Genomic DNA, 26087 nt, shown 5'->3' on the forward strand with positions numbered 1-26087 from the left:
TAACTGGGGTGAAGTCGTAACAAGGTAGCCGTATCGGAAGGTGCGGCTGGATCACCTCCTTTCTAAGGAGAATTGCCTACTGTTTAATTTTGAAAGTTCTTTATGAACTTCATATTTGGGGGTGTAGCTCAGTTGGGAGAGCACTTGCCTTGCAAGCAAGGGGTCAGGAGTTCGACTCTCCTCATCTCCACCATTTAAGAGCATATTACTTAAATCTTTGATTTATCTAGTAGACTCTTACATTGCACTTTAAGCTTATTTTTATTCAAGCTTTGTGCGTTAGCACCTTAAGCAACAGAATAAACTGAACGAATGTGAAGTTTGTTTGTTGGCGATGTGCGTTAGCACCTTAAAAACTGCATATATATTTAGTGATATGACATCTAATTTGTAATATATAAAGCTGATAACTTTTTAAAATTATCAAGTTGATAGACTTTAATCTATCAAACCTTTTTAACTGGTCAAGTTATTAAGGGTGCAGGGCGGATGCCTTGGCACTAGGAGCCGATGAAGGACGCGATAAGCTGCGATAAGCTTCGGGGAGTTGCACGTAAACTTTGATCCGAAGATTTCCGAATGAGGAAACTCACTTAGAGTAATGTCTAAGTATCATTAAGTGAATTCATAGCTTAATGAGGGGAACTCAGGGAACTGAAACATCTAAGTACCTGAAGGAAGAGAAAGAAATTCGATTCCGTAAGTAGCGGCGAGCGAACGCGGAAGAGCCCAAACCAATAAAGTTTTCTTTATTGGGGTTGCGGACATATCATAACGAAGAGGTATCGTAATTGAAGAGGTTTGGAAAGACCCACCACAGAAGGTAATAGTCCTGTATGTTAAACGAGAAGACTTTAGATATGATCCAGAGTACCACGGGACACGTGAAACCCTGTGGGAAGCAGGAGGGACCACCCTCCAAGGCTAAATACTACCTAGTGACCGATAGCGTATAGTACCGTGAGGGAAAGGTGAAAAGAACCCCGGGAGGGGAGTGAAATAGAACCTGAAACCCTGCACTTACAAGCTGTGGAAGCACATTTCTTGTGTGACCGCGTACTTTTTGTAGAACGGGCCAACGAGTTACGTTAAGTAGCAAGGTTAAGCACTTAAGGTGTGGAGCCGTAGCGAAAGCGAGTTTTAACTGAGCGTTCAGTTACTTGACGTAGACCCGAAACCGGGCGACCTACCCATGAGCAGGATGAAGCGAAAGTAAAATTTCGTGGAGGTCCGAACCCACGAGCGTTGAAAAGCTCGGGGATGACTTGTGGGTAGCGGTGAAATTCCAATCGAGCCCGGAGATAGCTGGTTCTCCCCGAAATAGCTTTAGGGCTAGCCTCAAGGTGAGAGATACGGAGGTAGAGCACTGAATGTCCTAGGGGGTATTGCACCTACCGAAGACTATCAAACTCCGAATGCCGTCATCTTATACTTGGGAGTCAGACTGTGGGTGATAAGATTCATAGTCGAAAGGGCAACAGCCCAGATCGTCAGCTAAGGTCCCTAAATGTAAGTTAAGTGGTAAAGGATGTGGGATTGCACAGACAACCAGGATGTTGGCTTAGAAGCAGCCACTCATTCAAAGAGTGCGTAATAGCTCACTGGTCGAGTGATCCTGCGCCGAAGATTTCCGGGGCTAAAACTTACTACCGAAGCTACGGCATCATTATGATGGGTAGGGGAGCTTCCCATACGGGTTGAAGCATGACCGTAAGGACATGTGGACAGTATGGGAGTGAGAATGTTGGCATGAGTAGCGAGATGTGGGTGAGAATCCCACAGGCCGTAAACCCAAGGTTTCCAGGGGAAGGTTCGTCCGCCCTGGGTTAGTCGGGACCTAAGCTGAGGCCGAAAGGCGTAGGTGATGGACAACAGGTTGATATTCCTGTACTACCGATAACCGTTTGAGAGATGGGATGACACAGTAGGATAAGCTAAGCACACTGTTGGTTATGTGTGCCCAAGCATTGAGGCAGTCAGAGTAGGTAAATCCGCTTTGATAATGCTGGGATGTGATGGGGAGCGAAATTTAGTAGCGAAGTAGCTGATTTCACACTGTCAAGAAAAGTCTCTATCGAGGTTAAAGGTACCCGTACCGCAAACCGACACAGGTGGGTGAGGAGAGTATCCTAAGGCCCGCGAGAGAACTGTTGTTAAGGAACTCGGCAAAATGACCCCGTAACTTAGGGATAAGGGGTGCCACCATCTGGTGGCCGCAGAGAATAGGCCCAAGCGACTGTTTACCAAAAACATAGGTTTCTGCTAAGTCGCAAGACGATGTATAGGAGCTGACGCCTGCCCGGTGCTGGAAGGTTAAGGGGATCTGTTAGAGTAATCGAAGCAGTGAACTTAAGCCCCAGTAAACGGCGGCCGTAACTATAACGGTCCTAAGGTAGCGAAATTCCTTGTCGGGTAAGTTCCGACCCGCACGAAAGGCGTAACGATTTGGGCACTGTCTCAACAACAGACTCGGTGAAATTGTAATTCCGGTGAAGATGCCGGATACCTGCGACAGGACGGAAAGACCCCATGGAGCTTTACTGTAGCTTGACATTGGGTCTTGGTACTACATGTACAGGATAGGTGGGAGGCTTTGAAACCAGGACGCCAGTTTTGGCGGAGCCATCCTTGGGATACCACCCTTGTAGTACTGGGACTCTAACCATAGGCCATGAATCTGGTCTTGGGACACTGTCAGGTGGGCAGTTTGACTGGGGCGGTCGCCTCCCAAAAGGTAACGGAGGCGCTCAAAGGTTCTCTCAGTACGGTCGGAAATCGTACGTAGAGTGTAAAGGCAAAAGAGAGCTTGATTGCAAGACATACAGGTCGAGCAAGGATGAAAATCGGACTTAGTGATCCGGTGGTTCTGCGTGGAAGGGCCATCGCTCAACGGATAAAAGCTACCCTGGGGATAACAGGCTTATCTCCCCCAAGAGTCCACATCGACGGGGAGGTTTGGCACCTCGATGTCGGCTCATCACATCCTGGGGCTGTAGTAGGTCCCAAGGGTTGGGCTGTTCGCCCATTAAAGTGGTACGCGAGCTGGGTTCAGAACGTCGTGAGACAGTTCGGTCCCTATCCGTCGCAGGCGTAGGAAATTTGAGAAGACCTGTCCTTAGTACGAGAGGACCGGGATGGACGTACCTCTGGTGTACCAGTTGTTCTGCCAAGGGCATGGCTGGGTAGCTATGTACGGAATGGATAAGCGCTGAAAGCATCTAAGCGCGAAGCCGACTTCAAGATAAGATTTCCCACCGCAAGGGTAAGACCCCAGAAAGACTATCTGGTTGATAGGTCGAAGGTGTAAGTGCAGCAATGTATTTAGCTTATCGATACTAATAGGTCGAGGACTTGACCAAATTATTTGATGTCCATTCAGTAAAATATATGTGCAGTTTTTAGAGTGTTAACTCTAAAGAAACTAGTATTACTAGATTCTAAAAACTTAATAGAGATATTAAGCATAAAGATTATGTGGTTACAATAGCAGAGAGGATACACCTGTTCCCATTCCGAACACAGAAGTTAAGCTCTCTAGCGCTGATGGTACTTGGTGGGAAACTGCCTGGGAGAGTAGGACGTAGCCACGTAATCTTTTTTATTTGCAATAAAGTTTAATATTAAATAGAATATAAAATCAATATTGATTTATAATAAGATAAAATATAGAATTATATAGTATAGGTAAAGTTTTTGATTTAGAAAGAAGGTGTAATATGAATTCTGATGAAAGAAGAAGCAAATTAATAGATATTTTAAAAGAATCTAAGTGCCCTGTAAAAGGTGGAATGCTAGCTGAGATATTAAATGTAAGTAGACAAGTAATAGTACAGGATATAGCCCTTATAAGAGCTAGAGGATTTGAAATAATAGCTACACCTCAAGGATATATAATATATAATCAACCATATTTTACAAAACAAATAAAATGTAAGAATCACAAGAATTCTAAAGAAATTTATGATGAATTAAAAATTATTGTAGATTTAGGTGGGATTGTAAAGGATGTCATTGTAAATCATCCAACATATGGTCAGATAACTGCAGAGCTTAATATTTATTCTAAAATGGATATAGACAATTTTATGAAGAAGGTTGAGACAAATGAATTTAAACAGTTATCAGTTCTGACTGAATGTAGTCATATTCATACAATTGAGGCTCTGAAAGAAGAGACTATAGAAATTATAATAAAAGAATTAGAGGACAGAGGAATATTATCATAAGGAGGAGTTAAATGAATTTTTTATCATTGGCTAAAACTGCTTCAACAAATAGTAATATAACTAAGAGAACTTTAGAAAATATGCTTAATAACTTTAGTGATAATATACCAAATATTATATATGCAGTAATTGTATTTGTAATAGGTATCTATATATCTAAGATAGTAAGAAAGATGGTTTCAAAGTTTCTAATCAAATATGGAATGAGTAAAGGTGTAAATAATTTCATTGTATATGGAATATATATATCTATGCTATCCATTATATCATTGATAAGCTTGGGGATTATAGGAATACAAACCACATCAGTTGTAGCGGTATTAGGAGCTGCTGGTTTTAGTATAGGATTAGCATTTAAGGAAATATTATCGAATCTAGGTTCAGGCATGATTATTTTGTTCTTTAAGCCATTTAACATAGGTGATTATATTCAAGGCTCAGGTGTAGATGGTACAGTTTCTGATATACAGATATTTAGTACTGTTCTTAAAACCCCAGATAATAAAACCATAATTATACCAAATTTTCAATTGACAAGCAATAACATAATTAATTACACACATCAAAATAAAAGAAGGATAGATTTTTCATATAATATTTCATATGATAGTGATATAGATGTAGTTAAGTCTATATTAAATGAAATTTTTAGAAATGAAAAAAGGATATTAGATGACCCAAAACCTATCATAGGTTTAAACTCTATAGGAAATAATACTATGCAAATAGTTGCTAGACCATGGGTTAAAACTGATGATTACTGGGATGTATACTTTGATGTAATGGAAAAAGTCAAAAATAAATTTGATGAAAATAATATAAAAGTTCCATTTGTTCCTTCTTCATTATTATTTAATAATATGAGTAATTTAAATACAATGGATAAAAGATAGAATTTTAATTAAATAAAAAAAATGAATTTAATATAGAAAATTAAAGAAAATTCTAAAAAAATTTGAATAATAGTATTGAAAGATGTTAATATATATAATATAATGATTATCAAATAAAACAATTAGTTAAAAAGCGATGAAGGAAAATAGTAAAAAACAGATTGTATTCAGAGAATGAGTGGATGGTGAGAACTCATTACAATGGTTTTTGAATCTACTCTAGAGCTTCTAGTTAAAGCTAGACGTTTACCTACGTTATAGGTCTGAGAGGATTATACATTTTAGTATAATCAATTAGGGTGGCAACGCGGATAAAAGATTTTCGTCCCTTTTATAGGGAAAACGGAGGTCTTTTTTTATTTGTCAAATTTATTTAAATTAAAAGTATACAGCTTTAATAAGTGTAAATTAATTGGAATTATAATTTATATTATCAAAATTATTAGGAGGAATTAATATGTTAGATATTAAAAGAATAAGAGAAAACTTAGATGATATCAAGAAAGCTATGGAAAGAAGAGGCGAAAAAGAATTTGACCTTGATGCTGTAGTTGAATTAGATAATAAAAGAAGAGAGATACTTCAAGAAGTTGAAGTTATGAAAAATGAATTAAATGTAAATTCTAAAAACATACCACAATTAATAAAAGAAGGAAAAGATGTAGCAGAAGAAAAAGCAAGATTAAAAGAGTTATCAGATAAGATAAAAGGTATTGATGAGAAAGTAAAAGAAGTAGAAGCCAAAATGGAATACACATTGATGAGAATACCAAACGTTCCTCATCCAGAAGTTCCACAAGGTGAAACAGATGAAGATAATGTTCAAATAAGGACTTGGGGAGAACCTACTAAATTTGATTTTGAACATAAGGCACATTGGGATATTGGTACTGGTCTAGGTATATTAGATTTTGAAAGAGCTGGAAAAATAACTGGTTCAAGATTTACTTTATACAGAGGTTTAGGTGCTAGACTAGAAAGATCTTTAATGAATTTCTTTTTAAATACTCATACAGCTAAACATGGATATACAGAAGTTTTACCTCCATTTATGGCTAATAGAAATAGTTTTATAGGTACAGGTCAACTTCCTAAATTTGAAGAAGATATGTTCAAGATAGAAGGATTAGAGTATTTCTTAATACCAACAGCTGAAGTGCCTGTTACTAATATACATGCTAATGAGATATTAGATGTTGCAGAACTTCCAATTAAATATTGTGCATATACGCCTTGTTTCAGATCTGAAGCAGGTTCAGCAGGAAGAGATACAAGAGGTCTAGTTAGACAACATCAATTTAATAAAGTTGAGTTAGTTAAATTTGTTAAACCAGAAGATTCTTATGATGAATTAGAATCATTAACTCATGATGCTGAAACTATGCTACAAATGTTAGGTCTTCCATATAGAGTTGTAAAAATATGTACAGGAGATTTAGGATTTACAGCTGCATTTAAATATGACTTAGAAGTTTGGATGCCAAGTTACAATAGATATGTAGAAATATCTTCTTGTTCAAATTTTGAAGATTTCCAAGCTAGAAGAGCAGGAATAAGATTCAAAAGAGATAAAAAATCAAAAGCAGAATATGTTCATACTTTGAATGGTTCTGGATTAGCTATAGGAAGATGTCTAGCAGCTATATTAGAAAATTATCAACAAGCAGATGGTTCTGTAGTAGTTCCTGAAGAATTAAGAGCTTATATGGGTGTTGATGTTATAAGATAATACTATATTGATATTAGATAGAAATATATTTTAATGTAAAAGATATATTATGAATGAAAAATAAATCAAAAAAAGCTATGAAATTATTAAATTTCATAGCTTTTTTAGGTCAATCTATATAGCAGAATATTTATTATAAAATACTAAATATCTTTATAAATCAACACTTATGTAAATGGTTAAAGGTTATTTCAGAACTAATTTAAATAAAATATAGATATATCTATTAATAATTAAATAAACAAAATAAAATTAAGTTGAATTATAAAATGAATTATGATAAGATAAGTTTGTTATAAGTTTTGGGAGGAATTATGGAAAGTTCATTTTATATGAAAGAAGCATTAAAAGAAGCATATAAAGCATATAATAAAAGAGAAACACCAATAGGTGCTATTATAGTTAAAGATAATCAAATAATAGCTAGAGCTCATAACCTTACAGAAACGTTAAAAGATTCTACAGCTCATGCAGAAATTTTAGCGATAAAACAAGCATCAGAAAAAATAGGTGGTTGGAGATTGACTGATTGTGATTTATATGTTACAATGGAACCTTGCATAATGTGTAGTGGTGCAATAGTTAATTCTAGAATAAAAAAGCTTATAATAGGGACAAGACATATAAAAAATTCATATATAGAAAAACAACATGAGTTTAAATTAGATTATTTTAATAATAATAATGTAAAAGTGGCTTTTGATGTTTTGCAAGAAGAATGCTCGATCATATTGCAAGAATTTTTTAAGGCATTAAGAAAAAGAGATTAAGGAGAGATGGTCGAGTGGTCGAAGGCGCTCGCCTGGAAAGCGAGTATATGGGTAAAACTGTATCGTGGGTTCAAATCCCACTCTCTCCGCCAGAAACAATAAAAGTAATTAAATATGGTTGTAATTTTGCTGTACTAGATGGGGAGGTAGCGGTGCCCTGTAACCTGCAATCCGCTATAGCAGGATTGAATTCCATCTAAAGGCTTATTTTCTGTAGGGCCGCCCTAAATAAGTGGTGTTGATGCTTAGGTCCTGCGCAATGAAAGCTCATGAACCCCGTCAGATCCGGAAGGAAGCAGCGGTAAGTGATCACTTTTGTGTGCCGCGGGGGTGCCTAAGTTGAGCTAACTGTTTTGGTAACGCCTATGGAATTAAGTCGATAGATGGTGTACAGCATTTAATATATAAAAGACTAATCCCTTAGATAATGAGGGATTTTTTTATTAATTTTACTAAAGAGAGGTAAAAAGATGCATAAAGCATTATATAGAGCATATAGACCACAAAAGTTTGAGGACGTTATTGGTCAAGATCATATTATTAAGACTTTAAAAAATCAAATATACAATGATAATATAGGACATGCTTATTTGTTTTGTGGTACAAGAGGTACTGGTAAGACATCTACTGCAAAGATTTTTTCAAGAGCAGTTAATTGTTTACATCAAATAAATGAAGAACCTTGTAATGACTGTGAGATATGTGAATCTATATTAAAAGACAATACAATGGATGTTGTAGAAATAGATGCAGCATCAAATAATAGTGTGGATGATATAAGAGAACTTAGAGAAAGTGTGAAATATTCTCCAGCTAATGCTAAATATAAAGTATATATAATAGATGAGGTTCATATGTTGTCTCAAGGAGCTTTTAATGCACTATTAAAAACATTAGAAGAGCCTCCCTCATATGTAATCTTTATATTGGCTACTACTGAACCTCACAAGATACCTGCAACTATTTTGTCAAGATGCCAAAGATATGATTTTAAAAGAGTTACAGTTAAGGACATGACTATTAGAATGAAGAGGATTTGTGAAGATGAAGGAATTGATATAGATGATAAAGCTCTTAATTTAATAGCTAGGAATTCTCAAGGAGCACTTAGAGATGCTCTTAGCATATTAGACCAATGTATATCATTTGGAGAGAATAAAATAGATTATAAAGATGTTGTTGAGCTGATGGGAAGCGTCAATATAGAACAATTATTTGAATTGTCTCAATGTATTGTAGAACAAGATACTAAAAAATCTCTTGAGATATTAAATGAATTTGTTTTATGGGGAAAAGATATAAGAAACCTTATAAATGATTTGATTGACCACTTTAGAAATTTAATGGTATGTAAGGTGTCATCAGAATTGGATGAAATAATTTCATTGCCAGAAGAAACTATAGAGCAACTTAAGTTTCAATCTGAAAATATAGATATAAATGATTTGATAAGAATTTTAAATGTATTATCAGTAACTCAAGATGATATAAAGTCATCTTCAAATCCAAGAGTTTTAGTGGAAATAACTATGATGAAGATTGCTCAGCCAATGTTTGATGAAAGTAAAGAAGCTCTTATTAAAAGAGTTGAAAACTTAGAAAAGATGATTGAATTGGGTAGCTTTAAAGTTTCAAAACAGGACAATAACAAAGAAAAAGAATATGATGTAAATAGAGAAATAAATGTAAAAAAAGAAAGTGTAGTTTATGAAGATGTAAAAAATGAGGATGTTATACTTATAGAGTCATCTTGGAAAAATATACTTAAACAAATTAAAAAAGATAAAAAAATGCCAATATATGCACTTTTAAGTGAGGTAAAAAGTTTTAATGTATATTCTAATATGTTGTATGTTATATTTGATGATAAATTTGATTTTGCAAAAACTAGACTAAGCTCCCAAGATACAATAAATTATTTAGAGAAAACAATAAGAGAAGTTTTAAATAGAAGTTTTAGTGTGAAAATAGTATTGACATCAGAAGTCAAAGATATAAATCTTGAAGTTAGAGAGAAAAAAGATATTGGTGAAGAGATATTAAAGAACATAGTAGATGAAGAGATATTAGAAATAAAAGATAGTATTGATGAAAATGAAAGTAAATAATAAAATATTATTATGATATAATAATAAAATGAAAATAAGTTTAGGAGGAATAGTATTTATGGCTAAAAAAGGTTTTGGAGGCGGAATGATGCCTGGTGGTGGAAATATGAACAACTTATTAAAACAGGCTCAGAAGATGCAAGAAAATATGCAAAAAGCTCAACAAGAGTTAGAAAATAAAGAAGTAGAAGCTTCAGTTGGTGGAGGAGCAGTTACTGTAAAGGTTAATGGTAAAAAAGAAGTTGTGGATATAACTATTAAGCCAGAAGTAGTTGATCCAGATGATATAGAAATGCTACAAGATTTAGTTTTAAGTGCAATAAATCAAGCATTGAGAAATATTGATGATATACAAGCAAGTCAAATGAATAAGGTAACTGGAGGTATGAATATACCAGGGTTATTCTAGTAGGTGATATTTATGCAAGTTTATACAGGTCCAATAACGAGACTTATAGAAGAATTTTCAAAGCTTCCTGGAGTAGGAAGAAAGACCGCTCAAAGGTTGGCATTTCATATCATTAGTATGAATACTAATGATGTGGAAGCTTTATCTAAAGCGATTATAGATGCAAAAAGAGAGATAAGATATTGCTCAATTTGTTGTAATATAACAGATACAGACCCATGTAGTATGTGTTCAAATAAAAGTAGGGATTCAAGTGTCATATGTGTTGTAGAAGACCCAAGAGATGTAGCAGCTATGGAGAGAACGAGAGAGTTTAAAGGTCAGTATCATGTATTAAATGGAGTAATTTCTCCAATGGATGGAATTGGACCAGATATGTTAAAAATAAAGGAGCTTATACAGAGGCTTGGCAATCAAGATGTCAAAGAAATAATAATGGCAACAAATCCTACAATTGAGGGAGAAGCTACAGCTATGTATATTGCTAGATTAATAAAGCCAATGGGAATTAAAGTTACTAGGATAGCTCATGGTCTTCCCGTTGGAGGCGATTTAGAGTATGCAGATGAAGTTACAATATCAAAAGCATTAGAAGGTAGGAGAGAAATATAAAAATCGAGGTTAATTCCTCGATTTTTGTAATTTTTTGGTGTTAAATTCAAATTAATTTTGATTTAGATTTATTGAATAAATTTCTTCTGTATTGTATAATTTGTTGTATAAATCATTTAAAAATTTTGATAGGGGTGCAACATGAAACCAATTATGAACTTAGAAGAACATAATGCAATGAAAGAAAAAAGAGTTAAAAAAATGAAATCGAAAGATAAACCTAAACATGATGATTTTGATGATATAAGTTTTTCTGGTAAGAAAAAAACTAAGAAAACCGAACGTAACAAAAACACTGAATTCAGAAATAATTATAAGAACTATCAGTATGACTATGAAGAAGACTTTTATGAGCCAATTTAATATTAAATAATTAGAAAATAAAAAATCCCTAATAGATAATGTATACTATAGGGATTTTATTTATTTTATCAATTAGAAATTACACTTAAAATCAAATTAGCTATATTTTGAGCTGAATTCGATTTTCTTATTGATTTAATATTTCTTTTTAACATCTCTAATCTACTTGGGTCATCTATTAGAACCTTTAATAATATTGATAAATTATATTTCTTTGTAGTTCTAAGTGCAGCCCCGCAATTGGATAAAAAGTCTAGATTCTCTTCTTCTTGTCCAGGTATGTAATATGGAACTATCATAGGAACATCTTTTAAAAGTGCTTCAGTTGTAGTAAGTCCACCAGGTTTGCTTACTAATACATCTATAGAAGCCAAAATATCATTCATTTTATTAGTATATCCAAGAACACATACATTTTTATTATGAGAGCGAGACATAAGTTTTTTTTCGATTTTTTCTTTTAAGCTTTCGTTTCTACCAGTTATTACAAGTATTTGAAAGTCTCTATCAGTATCTAATAACTCGTCTAGCGTTTCTTTTATATTTCCAGCTCCAAAACTACCACCCATAAGTAAAACCGTCAATTTATCAGGAGATAAATTTAACTCAGAAAGAACAATTTCTTTATCTCTATGAGAAAGAAATGATTTCTCGACAGGAATTCCAAAGGTTCTAATTTTGCTAGCTTCAACTCCATCAAATACTAATAATTCTTTTACATATTCATGACCAACTATATAATAATCAATTTCATTTTGTATCCATGTAGAATGCGTAGTATAATCAGTTAATACAGAAATAAGTGGAGGAACATTAATCGTGTTTGTGTGATGTTTATAAAAATACTCTGTATAAGTATTTGACTCATTATTATGTAAGTCAAAGTTTTTTTTCAATGTACTAAGAGCAATCATTGGAAAAGGATGTGTTCCGATGATTAAATCTGGTTTTGTACTTCTAATAAGTTTTTTAAATTTTTTTGCCATAAATGTTATTATTAAATTGTCTTTAAATTCATTTTTTGATAAAAGATTAGTTTCAGATAATCTATATACACTTCCATATGCTTTGGGTGTATATATAGCAGATTTTTCATATCCTCTTGAAATTATCTTATCCATTGTGTTATTAACTAATTTTAAACTATCTATTATCTCACATTCAATTGCTTCTCCATCAATTGTTTTGGAAGTAAGCTCTTCTTTAATAGCTAGAGCAGCTCTATTATGCCCACCACCAGTGGAAGCAGACATTATTAATACTTTTTTGCTCATAATAAAATCCTCCTAAAATGTAGCATAGTATTTGTATGATATTATATTTTGATGTATATAAATTGTCATTGTAAATCAAACTATTAATAAATTATTTTTTAATATTAATCTAATACAAGATTACAAAAATTACAAGTGAAAGAAATGTAAATTAATTTTAGAAAGTATGCACTATTATAAATATCTATTATAAATAAAAAAATTAATTATAGAATAAAAAGGAATATTGAGCATAGAATATATATTAGTTTTATGAAATAAACACTTATAGAACAGTATTAAATCAAAAAAATTGAATATAAAAATATATAAGGAATAAAAAATCAAAAAAATTGAAAAATTATATTGACTTGAATAAATAAAGGTGATATAGTATTACTTGTCCTTGAAAAAAGGAAAAAGAAATAAACACGAACATTGAAAATTAAACAGTAGGTTAATTTATATTAAGAAACAAACCATAAAGCCAGATATTTTGATAACAATAGTATCTGAGCCTGATAAACTTTTATTTGAGAGTTTGATCCTGGCTCAGGATGAACGCTGGCGGCGTGCCTAACACATGCAAGTTGAGCGATTTACTTCGGTAAAGAGCGGCGGACGGGTGAGTAACGCGTGGGTAACCTACCCTGTACACACGGATAACATACCGAAAGGTATGCTAATACGGGATAACATATTTGAGAGGCATCTCTTAAATATCAAAGGTGAGCCAGTACAGGATGGACCCGCGTCTGATTAGCTAGTTGGTAAGGTAACGGCTTACCAAGGCGACGATCAGTAGCCGACCTGAGAGGGTGATCGGCCACATTGGAACTGAGACACGGTCCAAACTCCTACGGGAGGCAGCAGTGGGGAATATTGCACAATGGGCGAAAGCCTGATGCAGCAACGCCGCGTGAGTGATGAAGGCCTTCGGGTCGTAAAACTCTGTCCTCAAGGAAGATAATGACGGTACTTGAGGAGGAAGCCCCGGCTAACTACGTGCCAGCAGCCGCGGTAATACGTAGGGGGCTAGCGTTATCCGGATTTACTGGGCGTAAAGGGTGCGTAGGCGGTCTTTCAAGTCAGGAGTGAAAGGCTACGGCTCAACCGTAGTAAGCTCTTGAAACTGGGAGACTTGAGTGCAGGAGAGGAGAGTGGAATTCCTAGTGTAGCGGTGAAATGCGTAGATATTAGGAGGAACACCAGTTGCGAAGGCGGCTCTCTGGACTGTAACTGACGCTGAGGCACGAAAGCGTGGGGAGCAAACAGGATTAGATACCCTGGTAGTCCACGCTGTAAACGATGAGTACTAGGTGTCGGGGGTTACCCCCCTCGGTGCCGCAGCTAACGCATTAAGTACTCCGCCTGGGAAGTACGCTCGCAAGAGTGAAACTCAAAGGAATTGACGGGGACCCGCACAAGTAGCGGAGCATGTGGTTTAATTCGAAGCAACGCGAAGAACCTTACCTAAGCTTGACATCCCAATGACATCTCCTTAATCGGAGAGTTCCCTTCGGGGACATTGGTGACAGGTGGTGCATGGTTGTCGTCAGCTCGTGTCGTGAGATGTTGGGTTAAGTCCCGCAACGAGCGCAACCCTTGTCTTTAGTTGCCATCATTAAGTTGGGCACTCTAGAGAGACTGCCAGGGATAACCTGGAGGAAGGTGGGGATGACGTCAAATCATCATGCCCCTTATGCTTAGGGCTACACACGTGCTACAATGGGTAGTACAGAGGGTTGCCAAGCCGTAAGGTGGAGCTAATCCCTTAAAGCTACTCTCAGTTCGGATTGTAGGCTGAAACTCGCCTACATGAAGCTGGAGTTACTAGTAATCGCAGATCAGAATGCTGCGGTGAATGCGTTCCCGGGTCTTGTACACACCGCCCGTCACACCACGGGAGTTGGAGACGCCCGAAGCCGATTATCTAACCTTTTGGAAGAAGTCGTCGAAGGTGGAATCAATAACTGGGGTGAAGTCGTAACAAGGTAGCCGTATCGGAAGGTGCGGCTGGATCACCTCCTTTCTAAGGAGAATTGCCTACTGTTTAATTTTGAGGGTTCGTTTTTACGAATACTCAAAATTAGCACTTGAATCAACTAGATAAACTAAACCAATGTGAAGTTTGTTTGTTGAAGATGTGCGTTAGCACCTTAAAAACTGCATATATATTTAGTGATATGACATCTAATTTGTAATATATAAAGTTGATAACTTTTTAAAATTATCAAGTTGATAGACTTTAATCTATCAAACCTTTTTAACTGGTCAAGTTATTAAGGGTGCAGGGCGGATGCCTTGGCACTAGGAGCCGATGAAGGACGCGATAAGCTGCGATAAGCTTCGGGGAGTTGCACGTAAACTTTGATCCGAAGATTTCCGAATGAGGAAACTCACTTAGAGTAATGTCTAAGTATCATTAAGTGAATTCATAGCTTAATGAGGGGAACTCAGGGAACTGAAACATCTAAGTACCTGAAGGAAGAGAAAGAAATTCGATTCCGTAAGTAGCGGCGAGCGAACGCGGAAGAGCCCAAACCAATAAAGTTTTCTTTATTGGGGTTGCGGACATATCATAACGAAGAGGTATCGTAATTGAAGAGGTTTGGAAAGACCCACCACAGAAGGTAATAGTCCTGTATGTTAAACGAGAAGACTTTAGATATGATCCAGAGTACCACGGGACACGTGAAACCCTGTGGGAAGCAGGAGGGACCACCCTCCAAGGCTAAATACTACCTAGTGACCGATAGCGTATAGTACCGTGAGGGAAAGGTGAAAAGAACCCCGGGAGGGGAGTGAAATAGAACCTGAAACCCTGCACTTACAAGCTGTGGAAGCACATTTCTTGTGTGACCGCGTACTTTTTGTAGAACGGGCCAACGAGTTACGTTAAGTAGCAAGGTTAAGCACTTAAGGTGTGGAGCCGTAGCGAAAGCGAGTTTTAACTGAGCGTTCAGTTACTTGACGTAGACCCGAAACCGGGCGACCTACCCATGAGCAGGATGAAGCGAAAGTAAAATTTCGTGGAGGTCCGAACCCACGAGCGTTGAAAAGCTCGGGGATGACTTGTGGGTAGCGGTGAAATTCCAATCGAGCCCGGAGATAGCTGGTTCTCCCCGAAATAGCTTTAGGGCTAGCCTCAAGGTGAGAGATACGGAGGTAGAGCACTGAATGTCCTAGGGGGTATTGCACCTACCGAAGACTATCAAACTCCGAATGCCGTCATCTTATACTTGGGAGTCAGACTGTGGGTGATAAGATTCATAGTCGAAAGGGCAACAGCCCAGATCGTCAGCTAAGGTCCCTAAATGTAAGTTAAGTGGTAAAGGATGTGGGATTGCACAGACAACCAGGATGTTGGCTTAGAAGCAGCCACTCATTCAAAGAGTGCGTAATAGCTCACTGGTCGAGTGATCCTGCGCCGAAGATTTCCGGGGCTAAAACTTACTACCGAAGCTACGGCATCATTATGATGGGTAGGGGAGCTTCCCATACGGGTTGAAGCATGACCGTAAGGACATGTGGACAGTATGGGAGTGAGAATGTTGGCATGAGTAGCGAGATGTGGGTGAGAATCCCACAGGCCGTAAACCCAAGGTTTCCAGGGGAAGGTTCGTCCGCCCTGGGTTAGTCGGGACCTAAGCTGAGGCCGAAAGGCGTAGGTGATGGACAACAGGTTGATATTCCTGTACTACCGATAACCGTTTGAGAGATGGGATGACACAGTAGGATAAGCTAAGCACACTGTTGGTTATGTGTGCCCAAGCATTGAGGCAGTCAGAGTAGGTAAATCCGCTTTGATAATGCTGGGATGTGATGGGGAGCGAAATTTAGTAGCGAAGTAGCTGATTTCACACTGTCAAGAAAAGTCTCTATCGAGGTTAAAGGTACCCGTACCGCAAACCGACACAGGTGGGTGAGGAGAGTATCCTAAGGCCCGCGAGAGAACTGTTGTTAAGGAACTCGGCAAAATGACCCCGTAACTTAGGGATAAGGGGTGCCACCATCTGGTGGCCGCAGAGAATAGGCCCAAGCGACTGTTTACCAAAAACATAGGTTTCTGCTAAGTCGCAAGACGATGTATAGGAGCTGACGCCTGCCCGGTGCTGGAAGGTTAAGGGGATCTGTTAGAGCAATCGAAGCAGTGAACTTAAGCCCCAGTAAACGGCGGCCGTAACTATAACGGTCCTAAGGTAGCGAAATTCCTTGTCGGGTAAGTTCCGACCCGCACGAAAGGCGTAACGATTTGGGCACTGTCTCAACAACAGACTCGGTGAAATTGTAATTCCGGTGAAGATGCCGGATACCTGCGACAGGACGGAAAGACCCCATGGAGCTTTACTGTAGCTTGACATTGGGTCTTGGTACTACATGTACAGGATAGGTGGGAGGCTTTGAAACCAGGACGCCAGTTTTGGCGGAGCCATCCTTGGGATACCACCCTTGTAGTACTGGGACTCTAACCATAGGCCATGAATCTGGTCTTGGGACACTGTCAGGTGGGCAGTTTGACTGGGGCGGTCGCCTCCCAAAAGGTAACGGAGGCGCTCAAAGGTTCTCTCAGTACGGTCGGAAATCGTACGTAGAGTGTAAAGGCAAAAGAGAGCTTGATTGCAAGACATACAGGTCGAGCAAGGATGAAAATCGGACTTAGTGATCCGGTGGTTCTGCGTGGAAGGGCCATCGCTCAACGGATAAAAGCTACCCTGGGGATAACAGGCTTATCTCCCCCAAGAGTCCACATCGACGGGGAGGTTTGGCACCTCGATGTCGGCTCATCACATCCTGGGGCTGTAGTAGGTCCCAAGGGTTGGGCTGTTCGCCCATTAAAGTGGTACGCGAGCTGGGTTCAGAACGTCGTGAGACAGTTCGGTCCCTATCCGTCGCAGGCGTAGGAAATTTGAGAAGACCTGTCCTTAGTACGAGAGGACCGGGATGGACGTACCTCTGGTGTACCAGTTGTTCTGCCAAGGGCATGGCTGGGTAGCTATGTACGGAATGGATAAGCGCTGAAAGCATCTAAGCGCGAAGCCGACTTCAAGATAAGATTTCCCACCGTAAGGGTAAGACCCCAGAAAGACTATCTGGTTGATAGGTCGAAGGTGTAAGTGCAGCAATGTATTTAGCTTATCGATACTAATAGGTCGAGGACTTGACCAAATTATTTGATGTCCATTCAGTAAAATATATGTGCAGTTTTTAGAGTGTTAACTCTATGTAAAGTACTAACTTCAATTAATATGGTATATATCATATTGAACAATTACTATTTAGTACTTTAAAACTATTGACATTTAAAAATAAAGATGTTAATATAATACTTGTCTTATAAATAGGCAATATGTGGTTATAATAGCAAAGAGGATACACCTGTTCCCATTCCGAACACAGAAGTTAAGCTCTTTAGCGCTGATGGTACTTGGTGGGAAACTGCCTGGGAGAGTAGGACATAGCCACGTGGATATTCCAAGGTAGCTCAACGGTGGAGCAACCGGCTGTTAACCGGTAGGCTGTGGGTTCGAGCCCCACCCTTGGAGCCAAAAAAGCCGAAGTGGCGGAACTGGCAGACGCACAGGACTTAAAATCCTGCGGGACTTACCTCTCGTACCGGTTCGATTCCGGTCTTCGGCACTTATAAAACAATATCGCGGAGTGGAGCAGTTGGCAGCTCGTCGGGCTCATAACCCGAAGGTCGTAGGTTCGAGTCCTGCCTCCGCAACCATTAAAATGGCTCGTTGGTCAAGAGGTTAAGACACCGCCCTTTCACGGCGGTAACAGGGGTTCAATTCCCCTACGAGTCACCAATTAAATATGCGGGTGTAGCTCAATGGTAGAGTTCTGGCCTTCCAAGCCAGCTGTGAGGGTTCGATCCCCTTCACCCGCTCCAAAAATGGGACCATAGCTCAGCTGGGAGAGCACCTGCCTTACAAGCAGGGGGTCACAGGTTCGAGCCCTGTTGGTCCCACCATTTGCGGCCTGGTAGTTCAGTTGGTTAGAATGCCAGCCTGTCACGCTGGAGGTCGAGGGTTCGAACCCCTTCCAGGTCGCCAAAACAAAAAATGCTGGTGTGGCTCAACGGTAGAGCAGCTGACTTGTAATCAGCAGGTTGTAGGTTCGATTCCTATCACCAGCTCCATGTAAAGTTAATACGGAGGATTTCCCGAGCGGCCAAAGGGGGCAGACTGTAAATCTGTTGTCATCGACTTCGGTGGTTCGAATCCACCATCCTCCACCAGAAAAATGCGCGGATGTGGCGGAATTGGCAGACGCACTAGACTTAGGATCTAGCGCCATTGGCGTGGGGGTTCGACTCCCTTCATCCGCACCATTTTTATTTAATTTGTATATATATAAATTGTGGGTGCATAGCTCAGCTGGATAGAGCAACGCCCTTCTAAGGCGTGTGTCCGGGGTTCGAATCCCTGTGCGCTCACCACATATATTGGGGATTAGCCAAGTCGGTAAGGCACATGACTTTGACTCATGTATGCGTAGGTTCGAGTCCTGCATCCCCAGCCATTAAAATTAGGTTCATTAGCTCAGCTGGCAGAGCACCTGACTCTTAATCAGGGTGTCCCGAGTTCGATCCTCGGATGAATCATTGTGAAGTAGAATATGGAGAGGTGTCCGAGTGGTTTAAGGAGCTGGTCTTGAAAACCAGTGACTTCGAAAGGGGCCGTGGGTTCGAATCCCACCCTCTCCGCCAGATGCCCAGATAGCTCAGTCGGTAGAGCAGGGGACTGAAAATCCCCGTGTCGGTGGTTCGATTCCGCCTCTGGGCACCAAAATATGGCGGTATAGCTTAGTTGGCTAGAGCGTTCGGTTCATACCCGAAAGGTCATAGGTTCGACTCCTATTACCGCTACTAAAATTTAATGTGGGCCATTAGCTCAGTTGGTTAGAGCGCCCGGCTCATAACCGGTAGGTCTGGGGTTCGAGTCCCTGATGGCCCACCACATTAAATTAAGTAAATAACTTCGAGGTGTAGCGCAGTTTGGTAGCGCACATGGTTTGGGACCATGGGGCCGGGGGTTCGAGTCCCTTCACCTCGACCAATTAAGGTGGGTATAGCTCAGTTGGTTAGAGCGCCAGATTGTGGCTCTGGAGGTCGTGAGTTCGACTCTCATTATCCACCCCAACTAATATGGTCTATTAGCTCAGTCGGTAGAGCACCTGACTTTTAATCAGGGTGTCCCGCGTTCGAGTCGCGGATAGATCACCAAAAGGCGGCGACATAGCCAAGTGGTAAGGCAGTGGACTGCAACTCCTTGATCCCCAGTTCAAATCTGGGTGTCGCCTCCAATATATTCCAAGGTAGCTCAACGGTGGAGCAACCGGCTGTTAACCGGTAGGCTGTGGGTTCGAGCCCCACCCTTGGAGCCAAAAAGCCGAAGTGGCGGAACTGGCAGACGCACAGGACTTAAAATCCTGCGGGACTTACCTCTCGTACCGGTTCGATTCCGGTCTTCGGCACTTATAAAACAATATCGCGGAGTGGAGCAGTTGGCAGCTCGTCGGGCTCATAACCCGAAGGTCGTAGGTTCGAGTCCTGCCTCCGCAACCATTAAAATGGCTCGTTGGTCAAGAGGTTAAGACACCGCCCTTTCACGGCGGTAACAGGGGTTCAATTCCCCTACGAGTCACCAATTAAATATGCGGGTGTAGCTCAATGGTAGAGTTCTGGCCTTCCAAGCCAGCTGTGAGGGTTCGATCCCCTTCACCCGCTCCAAAAATGGGACCATAGCTCAGCTGGGAGAGCACCTGCCTTACAAGCAGGGGGTCACAGGTTCGAGCCCTGTTGGTCCCACCATTTGCGGCCTGGTAGTTCAGTTGGTTAGAATGCCAGCCTGTCACGCTGGAGGTCGAGGGTTCGAACCCCTTCCAGGTCGCCAAAATAAAAAATGCTGGTGTGGCTCAACGGTAGAGCAGCTGACTTGTAATCAGCAGGTTGTAGGTTCGATTCCTATCACCAGCTCCATGTAAAATTAATACGGAGGATTTCCCGAGCGGCCAAAGGGGGCAGACTGTAAATCTGTTGTCATCGACTTCGGTGGTTCGAATCCACCATCCTCCACCAGAAAAATGCGCGGATGTGGCGGAATTGGCAGACGCACTAGACTTAGGATCTAGCGCCATTGGCGTGGGGGTTCGACTCCCTTCATCCGCACCATTTTTTATTCAATTTAATAAACGAGCGGGAATAGTTCAGTGGTAGAGCGCAACCTTGCCAAGGTTGAAGTCGCGAGTTCGAATCTCGTTTCCCGCTCCAAATTTTATGTTTATATTGTAATGTGGGTGCATAGCTCAGCTGGATAGAGCAACGCCCTTCTAAGGCGTGTGTCCGGGGTTCGAATCCCTGTGCGCTCACCACATATATATTGGGGATTAGCCAAGTCGGTAAGGCACATGACTTTGACTCATGTATGCGTAGGTTCAAGTCCTGCATCCCCAGCCAAATAACATGGTCTATTAGCTCAGTCGGTAGAGCACCTGACTTTTAATCAGGGTGTCCCGCGTTCGAGTCGCGGATAGATCACCAATGGAGAGGTGTCCGAGTGGTTTAAGGAGCTGGTCTTGAAAACCAGTGACTTCGAAAGGGGCCGTGGGTTCGAATCCCACCCTCTCCGCCAGATGCCCAGATAGCTCAGTCGGTAGAGCAGGGGACTGAAAATCCCCGTGTCGGTGGTTCGATTCCGCCTCTGGGCACCAAAATATGGCGGTATAGCTTAGTTGGCTAGAGCGTTCGGTTCATACCCGAAAGGTCATAGGTTCGACTCCTATTACCGCTACTAAAATTTAATGTGGGCCATTAGCTCAGTTGGTTAGAGCGCCCGGCTCATAACCGGTAGGTCTGGGGTTCGAGTCCCTGATGGCCCACCACATTAAATTATGAATACATGGTGGGTATAGCTCAGTTGGTTAGAGCGCCAGATTGTGGCTCTGGAGGTCGTGAGTTCGACTCTCATTATCCACCCCAACTAATATGGTCTATTAGCTCAGTCGGTAGAGCACCTGACTTTTAATCAGGGTGTCCCGCGTTCGAGTCGCGGATAGATCACCAAAAAGGCGGCGACATAGCCAAGTGGTAAGGCAGTGGACTGCAACTCCTTGATCCCCAGTTCGAATCTGGGTGTCGCCTCCAATAAAAAATGCGCTCATAGCTCAACTGGATAGAGTGTCTGACTACGAATCAGAAGGTTAGGGGTTCGAGTCCCTTTGGGCGCACCATATAAACATCGAGGGATTATAGCTCAGCTGGGAGAGCACCTGCCTTACAAGCAGGGGGTCACAGGTTCGAGCCCTGTTAATCCCACCAGTGCAAACCTCTAGTAAAATTACTAGAGGTTTTATTTTTGATTAAAAAAGTTTTTATATTTAGGAGGTAATAAACTTGTATATAATAATAGGAAATGAAATAGTTGATAGCGAGGAACTAAAAGTAACTATAGATAAAAATAGCAAATTTAAAGTTGAAAAAGATTTAAGTAAAAGTACAAAAAGGGAAGACGTAATTGCATATCAGTTAAGTATAGATTTGAATTATTTAGACAATATCATAAGTGAACAATATGATTCTGTTAAATTATCTGATGAAGAAAAATTTGATGAATATATGACTTTATCTGATGAACTTGCACTAGATTTAGAAGAATTTATGCCAAAATACACAATAATAAATGCTAGAGCATATAAATTAGATGAGGTAGATGGAGTCGTAAAAATAATACTAGCAATAGCTTATGCAGATTTAGGTCATTTAAAACTTTCAGATGTAGTGAAGAGGGTATCTAGACAAATAGATTAGGATATGAACGATATTAAAAAAATATATAAAATCTTACGTAAAGATGAAAATAATTATGTAAACATAAGAAAAAACAGTATAAAATCAAGTCAATTGTAGAAATTTTCACATAAATTTACCTGAAATTCTATAAAAAATGCCTTAATTTTAGTGAGGTAAATTGAGTTTACACAGTCTAAAAATTACTTATATTTATAAATTTATCTTATTAATTAAGGAACTTGCTTAAACATCTTCAAAAATAAAGTATTTTAGTCTATAATCTTTAATATTACACAAACAATAAAGGAGAAGAATAGAGTATGCTTAAAAAATTTAATAAAATACTAGTAGCTAATAGAGGCGAAATAGCTATAAGAATATTTAGAGCCTGTTCAGAATTGGGGATAAAAAGCGTTGGTATATATAGTAAAGAAGATAAATATGGATTATTTAGAACAAAAGCAGATGAGTCATATCTGATAGGGGAAGGCAAAGGACCAATAGATGCGTATCTAGACATGGATGGAATAATTGATTTGGCTAAGAGAAAAAAAGTTGATGCGATACATCCGGGATATGGTTTTTTAGCAGAGAATGCAGAATTTGCTCGTAAATGTGAAGAGAGTGGAATTACTTTTATAGGACCATCATCTAAAGTAATGAATATGATGGGAGATAAAATAAACTCTAAAAAAATAGCAAAAGAAGTTAATGTTCAAACAATACCAGGGGTAGAAAAAGCAATAAAAAGTACTGAAGAAGCAAAAGAAGTTGCAAATAAAATAGGCTATCCTGTTATGATAAAAGCATCTAATGGTGGTGGCGGTAGAGGTATGAGAATCGTACACCGTGAAGAAGACTTAGAGATTGAATATGAAACTGCTTGTAGTGAATCAAGAAAAGCTTTCGGGGAAGATATCATATTTATAGAAAAGTATATAGCTGATCCAAAACATATAGAAGTTCAAATATTAGGAGATAACTATGGAAATATAGTTCATTTATATGAGAGAGACTGTTCTGTTCAAAGAAGACATCAAAAAATAATAGAATATGCACCAGCTTTTTCACTAGATGATAAAGTAAGACAAGAAATATGTGAAGATGCAGTTAAGTTATCAAAACATGTTGGCTATTCTAATGCTGGGACATTAGAATTCTTGGTAGATGCAAATGGTGGGCATTATTTTATAGAAATGAACACAAGAGTACAGGTTGAACATACTGTAACAGAGATGGTTACAGGGATAGATATAGTTCAAAGTCAAATACTAATAGCTCAAGGTTATAGTTTAGATAGTGAAGAAATTAATATAAAATCACAAGATGATGTAGAAATAAGAGGGTATTCTATTCAATGTAGAATAACTACAGAAGACCCTAAGAATAAATTTATGCCTGATACAGGAAAAATTCAAGTTTATAGAACTGGCTCAGGATTTGGTATAAGACTAGATGGTGGAAATGGATTTACAGGTGCAAATATAAGTCCTCACTATGATAGTTTGTTAGTTAAAACAATTTCTTGGGATAGAACATTCCAAGGAGCAATAAATAAAACTATAAGATCAGTAAAAGAGCTTAGAGTCAGAGGAGTCAAAACTAATGTAGGGTTCTTAGTTAATGTTTTAAATAATCCTATATTCTCAAATGGTAAATGTAGTACTAAGTTTATAGATGAAAATCCAGATTTATTTGAAATAACAGAAAGTAAAGACAGAGGAACAAAATTACTTCAATTCATAGGGGATGTAATTGTAAATGATAATGCTTGTAAAGAAAAACCATTATTTGATGCATTACATGACCCAAGAATGGATAAAGATGGTTCAAAGGCAGAAGGTAGCAAAATACTTTTTGATAAGTTAGGTAAATCTGCATATATAGAAAAGATAAAAAATGATAAGAAATTATTGCTAACAGATACAACAATGAGAGATGCACATCAATCATTATTAGCAACAAGAATAAGAACATATGACTTATTAAAAGCTGCTCAGCCAACAGAAAAATATCAAAAAGATTTATTCTCACTTGAAATGTGGGGCGGAGCTACTTACGATGTTGCATATAGATTTTTAAAAGAATCACCTTGGCGTAGATTGCAAAAGCTGAGAGAAGAAATACCAAGCATAATGTTCCAAATGTTGCTTAGAGCATCAAATGGAGTTGGATATAAAAACTATCCAGATAATGTAATAGAAGAATTTACTAAAGAATCTGCTAAACAAGGTATAGATGTATTTAGAATATTTGACTCATTAAACTGGGTTGAAAATATGAAACCATCTATAAATACAGCTTTGGAAACTGGAAAAATTGTTGAAGCAACTATGTGTTATACAGGAGACATATTAGATAAGACTAAAACTAAATATAATCTAGAATATTATATTAAGATGGCACAAGAATTAGAAAGTTTAGGGGCAGATATAATAGCAATAAAAGATATGTCAGGGCTTCTTAAACCATATTCAGCTTACACTCTAGTTAAAGAGTTAAAGAAAAATATAAAAGCACCAATACATTTACACACTCATGATACAAGTGGAAATGGTGTGGCAACTTGTTTAATGGCATCAGAAGCTGGTGTAGATATAATTGATGCTGCATTAGAATCTATGGCGGGACTTACAAGTCAACCATCACTTAATGCTATAGTAGAAGCTCTTAAAAATACAGAAAGAGATACAGGTATAGATTTATTTGGATATGATGAGTTAGGAAAATATTATAAGGACTTAAGAAAAGTTTATAGCAAATTTGAAAGTGATTTAACTAACTCTTGTGCAGAAATATATAATTTTGAAATACCAGGTGGTCAATATACAAACTTAAAACCTCAAGCTGACAGTTTAGGATTAGTTAATAGATTTGATGAAGTTAAAGAAAAATATAAAGAAGCTAATGAAGTTGTAGGGGATATAATAAAAGTAACTCCATCTTCAAAGGTTGTAGGAGACCTAGCTATCTTTATGACTAAAAATAAATTAGATAAAGACAATATAATTGAAGAAGGTAAAAACTTATCATTCCCAGATTCTGTTGTGGACTACTGTAAAGGTATGATAGGTCAGCCAGAAGGTGGAATACCAAAAGATTTACAAGAAGTGGTTTTAAAAGGTGAAGAAGCTATTACAGTAAGACCTGGTTCATTATTACCAGCAGAAGATTTTGATGAAATAGCTAAATATCTAGATGAAAAATATGACATAAATGCTAATATAAGAAATGTTATAAGTTATGCTTTATATCCAAAAGTTTATGAAGATTATATTAAACATTTACAACACTATAATGATATATCTAAACTTGAAAGTGATGTATTTTTCTATGGCTTAAATAAAAATGAAGAATGTGAAGTAGAGATAGAAGAAGGTAAAGTATTAACAATAAGATTAGTTGAAATAGGTGAAGTTAAGGAAAATGGACTTAGAACTATAGGATTTGAATTGAATGGAATGGTTAGAGAAGTAGAAATAAAAGATAGAAACTTCTCTGGAAAAATTAATAATGTTGAAAAAGCTGATATGAATGACCCTCTTCAAATTGGAGCAAGTATACCAGGAAAAGTTATAAAAATAATGGTTAAAGAAGAAGATGAAGTAAAAGCAAATCAACCACTAATAGTTATAGAGGCTATGAAAATGGAGACTATAATAGTTGCTAAGACTGATGGAGTAATTAAGTCAATTAAAGTAAAAGAAGACGATATGGTTGAAGATAAACAATTATTAATGATAATGAAATAATTAAATTAAGATAATTAAAAAAACACTCTAAAACGTTTAATAAAAAATGTTTTAGAGTGTTTTTATTTATCTAAATTAAATTTTTGTTAAAAAAAAGAGGAAAATTACATCCATATGTAGAAATAAAGCTAGTAAGGAAAATGTTATCTAAAAATTCTAAAAATAACAAACATTTT

General features: G+C 38.2%; 11 protein-coding genes, 46 tRNA genes, 6 rRNA genes, 1 other RNA gene and 1 other annotated feature (1 of these 65 cut by a window edge). Of the genes, 63 read left to right on the forward strand and 1 reads right to left on the reverse strand.

Annotated elements, in window-relative coordinates; translation table 11 throughout:
• The 14 genes from ACTG47_RS00085 to ACTG47_RS00150 all read left to right on the forward strand — a co-directional run.
• A 16S ribosomal RNA gene (locus tag ACTG47_RS00085) occupies positions 1 to 62 on the forward strand; it begins 1441 nt to the left of the window's first position.
• A 55-nt stretch (positions 63 to 117) separates the two neighbouring features.
• Positions 118 to 193 (forward strand) — tRNA-Ala (locus ACTG47_RS00090).
• Between the two features lie 269 nt (positions 194 to 462).
• Positions 463 to 3359, forward strand: a 23S ribosomal RNA gene (locus ACTG47_RS00095).
• A 114-nt stretch (positions 3360 to 3473) separates the two neighbouring features.
• A 5S ribosomal RNA gene (gene rrf / locus ACTG47_RS00100) occupies positions 3474 to 3590 on the forward strand.
• The 16S, 23S and 5S rRNA genes sit together here with 1 tRNA gene alongside, the layout of an rRNA operon.
• A gap of 126 nt (positions 3591 to 3716) precedes the next feature.
• On the forward strand, positions 3717 to 4226 hold the full coding sequence (locus tag ACTG47_RS00105) for a 3H domain-containing protein (protein WP_479925753.1): 510 nt from the start codon (positions 3717 to 3719) through the stop codon (positions 4224 to 4226).
• A gap of 11 nt (positions 4227 to 4237) precedes the next feature.
• Positions 4238 to 5119 carry a mechanosensitive ion channel family protein gene (locus tag ACTG47_RS00110; protein ID WP_479925754.1) on the forward strand — a complete coding sequence of 294 codons (882 nt, stop codon included), beginning with the start codon at positions 4238 to 4240 and terminating at the stop codon, positions 5117 to 5119.
• 127 nt (positions 5120 to 5246) lie between these two features.
• Positions 5247 to 5452: a binding site (T-box leader), on the forward strand.
• Positions 5453 to 5576: 124 nt separating this feature from the next.
• Positions 5577 to 6848: a serine--tRNA ligase gene (serS, locus tag ACTG47_RS00115; RefSeq protein WP_169470526.1), complete on the forward strand. Its 1272-nt coding sequence runs from the start codon at positions 5577 to 5579 to the stop codon at positions 6846 to 6848.
• Positions 6849 to 7162: 314 nt separating this feature from the next.
• The gene (locus ACTG47_RS00120; RefSeq protein WP_054268634.1) at positions 7163 to 7618 is read left to right on the forward strand and encodes a nucleoside deaminase; all 456 of its coding nucleotides are present in this window, start codon (positions 7163 to 7165) and stop codon (positions 7616 to 7618) included.
• Positions 7619 to 7710 (forward strand) — tRNA-Ser (locus ACTG47_RS00125).
• Between the two features lie 37 nt (positions 7711 to 7747).
• Positions 7748 to 8012: signal recognition particle sRNA large type (gene ffs / locus ACTG47_RS00130), an RNA gene on the forward strand.
• Between the two features lie 76 nt (positions 8013 to 8088).
• The gene (dnaX, locus tag ACTG47_RS00135) at positions 8089 to 9726 is read left to right on the forward strand and encodes a DNA polymerase III subunit gamma/tau (RefSeq protein ID WP_479925755.1); all 1638 of its coding nucleotides are present in this window, start codon (positions 8089 to 8091) and stop codon (positions 9724 to 9726) included.
• A 58-nt stretch (positions 9727 to 9784) separates the two neighbouring features.
• Positions 9785 to 10135 (forward strand): YbaB/EbfC family nucleoid-associated protein, encoded by a 351-nt coding sequence (locus tag ACTG47_RS00140; RefSeq protein ID WP_169470524.1) that lies wholly within the window; start codon positions 9785 to 9787, stop codon positions 10133 to 10135.
• Positions 10136 to 10147: 12 nt separating this feature from the next.
• Complete coding sequence (gene recR / locus ACTG47_RS00145; protein ID WP_479925756.1) at positions 10148 to 10747, forward strand: recombination mediator RecR; 600 nt, start codon at positions 10148 to 10150, stop codon at positions 10745 to 10747.
• Positions 10748 to 10888: 141 nt separating this feature from the next.
• Positions 10889 to 11110 carry a hypothetical protein gene (locus ACTG47_RS00150; RefSeq protein ID WP_479925757.1) on the forward strand — a complete coding sequence of 74 codons (222 nt, stop codon included), beginning with the start codon at positions 10889 to 10891 and terminating at the stop codon, positions 11108 to 11110.
• A 68-nt stretch (positions 11111 to 11178) separates the two neighbouring features.
• On the opposite strand, the gene ugtA is transcribed toward ACTG47_RS00150, so the two are convergent.
• Positions 11179 to 12384, reverse strand: coding sequence for a glycolipid MHDRG biosynthesis glycosyltransferase UgtA (gene ugtA / locus ACTG47_RS00155; protein WP_479925758.1), 1206 nt, complete (start codon positions 12382 to 12384; stop codon positions 11179 to 11181).
• A gap of 508 nt (positions 12385 to 12892) precedes the next feature.
• Here ugtA and ACTG47_RS00160 point away from each other — a divergent pair.
• The 49 genes from ACTG47_RS00160 (at position 12893) to ACTG47_RS00400 (ending at position 25911) form a co-directional block, all read left to right on the forward strand.
• Positions 12893 to 14395 (forward strand): 16S ribosomal RNA (locus tag ACTG47_RS00160).
• A gap of 240 nt (positions 14396 to 14635) precedes the next feature.
• A 23S ribosomal RNA gene (locus ACTG47_RS00165) occupies positions 14636 to 17532 on the forward strand.
• A gap of 182 nt (positions 17533 to 17714) precedes the next feature.
• Positions 17715 to 17831: ribosomal RNA gene (rrf, locus tag ACTG47_RS00170) — 5S ribosomal RNA — on the forward strand.
• A 6-nt stretch (positions 17832 to 17837) separates the two neighbouring features.
• Positions 17838 to 17912, forward strand: a tRNA-Asn gene (locus ACTG47_RS00175).
• Positions 17913 to 17917: 5 nt separating this feature from the next.
• A tRNA-Leu gene (locus ACTG47_RS00180) sits at positions 17918 to 18003 on the forward strand.
• A 15-nt stretch (positions 18004 to 18018) separates the two neighbouring features.
• A tRNA-Met gene (locus ACTG47_RS00185) sits at positions 18019 to 18094 on the forward strand.
• 7 nt (positions 18095 to 18101) lie between these two features.
• Positions 18102 to 18176 (forward strand) — tRNA-Glu (locus tag ACTG47_RS00190).
• A gap of 9 nt (positions 18177 to 18185) precedes the next feature.
• Positions 18186 to 18259 (forward strand) — tRNA-Gly (locus ACTG47_RS00195).
• Positions 18260 to 18264: 5 nt separating this feature from the next.
• Positions 18265 to 18340, forward strand: a tRNA-Val gene (locus ACTG47_RS00200).
• 5 nt (positions 18341 to 18345) lie between these two features.
• A tRNA-Asp gene (locus ACTG47_RS00205) sits at positions 18346 to 18422 on the forward strand.
• A gap of 11 nt (positions 18423 to 18433) precedes the next feature.
• Positions 18434 to 18508 (forward strand) — tRNA-Thr (locus ACTG47_RS00210).
• A 14-nt stretch (positions 18509 to 18522) separates the two neighbouring features.
• Positions 18523 to 18607, forward strand: a tRNA-Tyr gene (locus ACTG47_RS00215).
• Positions 18608 to 18616: 9 nt separating this feature from the next.
• A tRNA-Leu gene (locus tag ACTG47_RS00220) sits at positions 18617 to 18700 on the forward strand.
• A gap of 31 nt (positions 18701 to 18731) precedes the next feature.
• Positions 18732 to 18808, forward strand: a tRNA-Arg gene (locus tag ACTG47_RS00225).
• Positions 18809 to 18815: 7 nt separating this feature from the next.
• A tRNA-Gln gene (locus ACTG47_RS00230) sits at positions 18816 to 18891 on the forward strand.
• A gap of 9 nt (positions 18892 to 18900) precedes the next feature.
• A tRNA-Lys gene (locus ACTG47_RS00235) sits at positions 18901 to 18973 on the forward strand.
• A 16-nt stretch (positions 18974 to 18989) separates the two neighbouring features.
• Positions 18990 to 19078: transfer RNA gene (locus ACTG47_RS00240), tRNA-Ser, on the forward strand.
• A 3-nt stretch (positions 19079 to 19081) separates the two neighbouring features.
• A tRNA-Phe gene (locus tag ACTG47_RS00245) sits at positions 19082 to 19157 on the forward strand.
• A gap of 6 nt (positions 19158 to 19163) precedes the next feature.
• Positions 19164 to 19237: transfer RNA gene (locus ACTG47_RS00250), tRNA-Met, on the forward strand.
• 14 nt (positions 19238 to 19251) lie between these two features.
• Positions 19252 to 19328, forward strand: a tRNA-Ile gene (locus tag ACTG47_RS00255).
• A 22-nt stretch (positions 19329 to 19350) separates the two neighbouring features.
• Positions 19351 to 19427: transfer RNA gene (locus tag ACTG47_RS00260), tRNA-Pro, on the forward strand.
• A gap of 6 nt (positions 19428 to 19433) precedes the next feature.
• A tRNA-His gene (locus ACTG47_RS00265) sits at positions 19434 to 19510 on the forward strand.
• Positions 19511 to 19518: 8 nt separating this feature from the next.
• Positions 19519 to 19594, forward strand: a tRNA-Lys gene (locus tag ACTG47_RS00270).
• Positions 19595 to 19600: 6 nt separating this feature from the next.
• Positions 19601 to 19674 (forward strand) — tRNA-Cys (locus ACTG47_RS00275).
• A gap of 6 nt (positions 19675 to 19680) precedes the next feature.
• A tRNA-Asn gene (locus ACTG47_RS00280) sits at positions 19681 to 19755 on the forward strand.
• Positions 19756 to 19759: 4 nt separating this feature from the next.
• Positions 19760 to 19845, forward strand: a tRNA-Leu gene (locus tag ACTG47_RS00285).
• Between the two features lie 15 nt (positions 19846 to 19860).
• Positions 19861 to 19936: transfer RNA gene (locus ACTG47_RS00290), tRNA-Met, on the forward strand.
• A gap of 7 nt (positions 19937 to 19943) precedes the next feature.
• A tRNA-Glu gene (locus ACTG47_RS00295) sits at positions 19944 to 20018 on the forward strand.
• 9 nt (positions 20019 to 20027) lie between these two features.
• Positions 20028 to 20101 (forward strand) — tRNA-Gly (locus tag ACTG47_RS00300).
• A gap of 5 nt (positions 20102 to 20106) precedes the next feature.
• Positions 20107 to 20182: transfer RNA gene (locus ACTG47_RS00305), tRNA-Val, on the forward strand.
• 5 nt (positions 20183 to 20187) lie between these two features.
• A tRNA-Asp gene (locus ACTG47_RS00310) sits at positions 20188 to 20264 on the forward strand.
• Between the two features lie 11 nt (positions 20265 to 20275).
• Positions 20276 to 20350, forward strand: a tRNA-Thr gene (locus ACTG47_RS00315).
• 14 nt (positions 20351 to 20364) lie between these two features.
• Positions 20365 to 20449 (forward strand) — tRNA-Tyr (locus tag ACTG47_RS00320).
• A gap of 9 nt (positions 20450 to 20458) precedes the next feature.
• Positions 20459 to 20542 (forward strand) — tRNA-Leu (locus ACTG47_RS00325).
• Between the two features lie 24 nt (positions 20543 to 20566).
• Positions 20567 to 20641: transfer RNA gene (locus ACTG47_RS00330), tRNA-Gly, on the forward strand.
• Between the two features lie 24 nt (positions 20642 to 20665).
• Positions 20666 to 20742: transfer RNA gene (locus ACTG47_RS00335), tRNA-Arg, on the forward strand.
• A 9-nt stretch (positions 20743 to 20751) separates the two neighbouring features.
• Positions 20752 to 20827, forward strand: a tRNA-Gln gene (locus tag ACTG47_RS00340).
• Between the two features lie 8 nt (positions 20828 to 20835).
• A tRNA-Lys gene (locus ACTG47_RS00345) sits at positions 20836 to 20911 on the forward strand.
• Between the two features lie 2 nt (positions 20912 to 20913).
• Positions 20914 to 21002, forward strand: a tRNA-Ser gene (locus tag ACTG47_RS00350).
• Positions 21003 to 21005: 3 nt separating this feature from the next.
• A tRNA-Phe gene (locus tag ACTG47_RS00355) sits at positions 21006 to 21081 on the forward strand.
• Between the two features lie 6 nt (positions 21082 to 21087).
• A tRNA-Met gene (locus tag ACTG47_RS00360) sits at positions 21088 to 21161 on the forward strand.
• A gap of 14 nt (positions 21162 to 21175) precedes the next feature.
• Positions 21176 to 21252, forward strand: a tRNA-Ile gene (locus tag ACTG47_RS00365).
• Between the two features lie 20 nt (positions 21253 to 21272).
• Positions 21273 to 21349 (forward strand) — tRNA-His (locus ACTG47_RS00370).
• 8 nt (positions 21350 to 21357) lie between these two features.
• Positions 21358 to 21433 (forward strand) — tRNA-Lys (locus ACTG47_RS00375).
• Positions 21434 to 21440: 7 nt separating this feature from the next.
• Positions 21441 to 21514 (forward strand) — tRNA-Cys (locus tag ACTG47_RS00380).
• Between the two features lie 9 nt (positions 21515 to 21523).
• Positions 21524 to 21600 (forward strand) — tRNA-Arg (locus tag ACTG47_RS00385).
• A 12-nt stretch (positions 21601 to 21612) separates the two neighbouring features.
• A tRNA-Val gene (locus tag ACTG47_RS00390) sits at positions 21613 to 21688 on the forward strand.
• Between the two features lie 75 nt (positions 21689 to 21763).
• Complete coding sequence (locus ACTG47_RS00395; RefSeq protein ID WP_169469804.1) at positions 21764 to 22177, forward strand: hypothetical protein; 414 nt, start codon at positions 21764 to 21766, stop codon at positions 22175 to 22177.
• A 302-nt stretch (positions 22178 to 22479) separates the two neighbouring features.
• A complete protein-coding gene (locus ACTG47_RS00400; RefSeq protein ID WP_479925759.1) occupies positions 22480 to 25911 on the forward strand; it encodes a pyruvate carboxylase in 3432 nt (1143 codons plus the stop codon).
• Positions 25912 to 26087 lie beyond the last annotated feature (176 nt).

It is taken from the genome of Clostridioides sp. LIBA-6622 (assembly GCF_056716095.1).

Bases quoted from the DNA above. Each gene is read 5' to 3' on its own strand.
- ACTG47_RS00105 (WP_479925753.1), top strand. From the start codon at position 3,717: ATGAATTCTGATGAAAGAAGAAGCAAATTAATAGATATTTTAAAAGAA.
- ACTG47_RS00110 (WP_479925754.1), top strand. From the start codon at position 4,238: ATGAATTTTTTATCATTGGCTAAAACTGCTTCAACAAATAGTAATATA.
- serS (WP_169470526.1), top strand. From the start codon at position 5,577: ATGTTAGATATTAAAAGAATAAGAGAAAACTTAGATGATATCAAGAAA.
- ACTG47_RS00120 (WP_054268634.1), top strand. From the start codon at position 7,163: ATGGAAAGTTCATTTTATATGAAAGAAGCATTAAAAGAAGCATATAAA.
- dnaX (WP_479925755.1), top strand. From the start codon at position 8,089: ATGCATAAAGCATTATATAGAGCATATAGACCACAAAAGTTTGAGGAC.
- ACTG47_RS00140 (WP_169470524.1), top strand. From the start codon at position 9,785: ATGGCTAAAAAAGGTTTTGGAGGCGGAATGATGCCTGGTGGTGGAAAT.
- recR (WP_479925756.1), top strand. From the start codon at position 10,148: ATGCAAGTTTATACAGGTCCAATAACGAGACTTATAGAAGAATTTTCA.
- ACTG47_RS00150 (WP_479925757.1), top strand. From the start codon at position 10,889: ATGAAACCAATTATGAACTTAGAAGAACATAATGCAATGAAAGAAAAA.
- ugtA (WP_479925758.1), bottom strand. From the start codon at position 12,384: ATGAGCAAAAAAGTATTAATAATGTCTGCTTCCACTGGTGGTGGGCAT.
- ACTG47_RS00400 (WP_479925759.1), top strand. From the start codon at position 22,480: ATGCTTAAAAAATTTAATAAAATACTAGTAGCTAATAGAGGCGAAATA.